This window comes from Haoranjiania flava (genome assembly GCF_025631005.1).
Taxonomy (GTDB): domain Bacteria; phylum Bacteroidota; class Bacteroidia; order Chitinophagales; family Chitinophagaceae; genus Haoranjiania; species Haoranjiania flava.
In genome coordinates, this window is sequence record NZ_JAOTPL010000045.1 from 1 (window position 1) to 1624 (window position 1624).

At 46.1% G+C, this 1624-nt stretch carries 2 protein-coding genes; both read left to right on the forward strand.

The window, feature by feature from the left end:
• The first annotated feature begins 357 nt into the window (after positions 1-357).
• A complete protein-coding gene (locus OD355_RS13765) occupies positions 358-519 on the forward strand; it encodes a hypothetical protein (RefSeq protein WP_263039073.1) in 162 nt (53 codons plus the stop codon).
• Positions 520-1533: a DUF1624 domain-containing protein gene (locus tag OD355_RS13770; RefSeq protein WP_382303520.1), complete on the forward strand. Its 1014-nt coding sequence runs from the start codon at positions 520-522 to the stop codon at positions 1531-1533.
• Positions 1534-1624: the final 91 nt, after the last annotated feature.

The window sequence follows — 1624 nt, forward strand, 5'->3', positions numbered from 1 at the left end:
TAAGGGCAAGGGAAAAGGGCACGAAGTCTTTCCATATCTGCTGAAAAACCTTGCCGTCACACGTTCCAACCAGGTTTGGGCGATGGACATCACCTATAGTTTCAACCCTAAACACCTGATTATGCCAGATTGCCAACGTGCATTGTAACTATATTCATATATAAGGTTTATCAATATTTGAGTGTTATCCTAAAGGTAATTGCCATAGGCTTCTTGTATATTAAATAATTTCCGGGCTGATTTTAATGATCCTAACTTACTTTGAACTAACTTAGTTTCTACATTCATTCTAACAGCTTTAATAACCCGGTAAATTGTTTGTGCAGCAAACATATCCTGAATAGCTAACCATAAATTATGAAACCGACAGCGCGTTTCCATTCCATTGATATTGTAAGAGGTGTGGTCATGATTATAATGGCGCTGGATCACAGCAGGGATTTCTTTCATATAACCGCGATGACTGCTAATCCGCTTGACCCTGCCGCTACTACCATCCCTCTCTTCTTCACCCGGTGAATCACACACTTTTGTGCTCCCGTGTTCGTATTCCTGTCAGGCTTATCTGCGTTCATTTCATCACAGCATAAACCCGTAAAAGAAGCCACAGTGTTTTTAAGGAAGCGTGGGCTGTGGCTCATTATCGTAGAAATTGTGCTTGTAACATTGGGCTTGACGTTTAACCCATTTTACAACTTTATCATCCTGCAGGTGATCTGGGCCATTGGCTGCAGCATGCTGCTGCTTAGCTTTTTCAGAACTTCTTATAAGGCAATATTAATTACCGGGCTGGTACTTGTGCTTGGACATAATCTCACGGACTGGATAAGTCTGCCGCAGAACGGCATATCAGGCAACCTCATCAAGATACTGCTGACCGCTTTCGGCACAGTGATACCGGTGGATGACAAGCATTTGATCGGCGTGTTTTACAGCATTCTTCCCTGGACAGGCATTATGTTTATGGGCTACGCTGCCGGAGCCTGGTACAAGAAAGATTTTAACCCGGCGAAGAGGAAGCAATACCTTCTCATCAGCGGAGCTGCCTTGCTGTTGCTATTTGTAATATTGAGGCTGATAAACGGCTACGGCGATCCTGCACCGCGAAGAGATTTTGGAGCAATACTGCCCAATATCCTGTCGTTCTTGAACGTAAGTAAATACCCGCCCTCTCTTCAGTACACCTGCCTGATGCTTGGCCCGGCGTTGCTGTTCCTGGCGGTCTCAGAGCATTTGCGCGGGCGCATCGCCGGCATGCTGCGTACGTATGGCAGGGTGCCTTTCTTTTATTACCTCCTTCATTTTTACCTGCTGCATACCTTGCTGGTCATCGCTTTTTTCGCAACGGGCCATGGCGCCAACGAGATCGCAGCTTTTCCCATGCCATTCTATTTCAGGCCGGTCAATTTCGGGTTCTCGCTGCCCGTAGTTTACCTGATCTGGATTTTTTCAGTAGCTGTTCTTTACCAGCCATGCCGTTGGTTCTGGAAATACAAACAAACGCACAGTTACCGGTGGCTTAGGTACCTGTGATCCGCAGCCGGGAATATAGTCAGCCATCGAAGCTAAGAAAGGCTTTGAGGATGGGATATTCACCAACGGTCAGTTGCGGATCATAGGATAT

Excerpts from the sequence above, each read along its gene's own strand:
- OD355_RS13765 (WP_263039073.1), top strand. The coding sequence starts at position 358 with ATGAAACCGACAGCGCGTTTCCATTCCATTGATATTGTAAGAGGTGTG.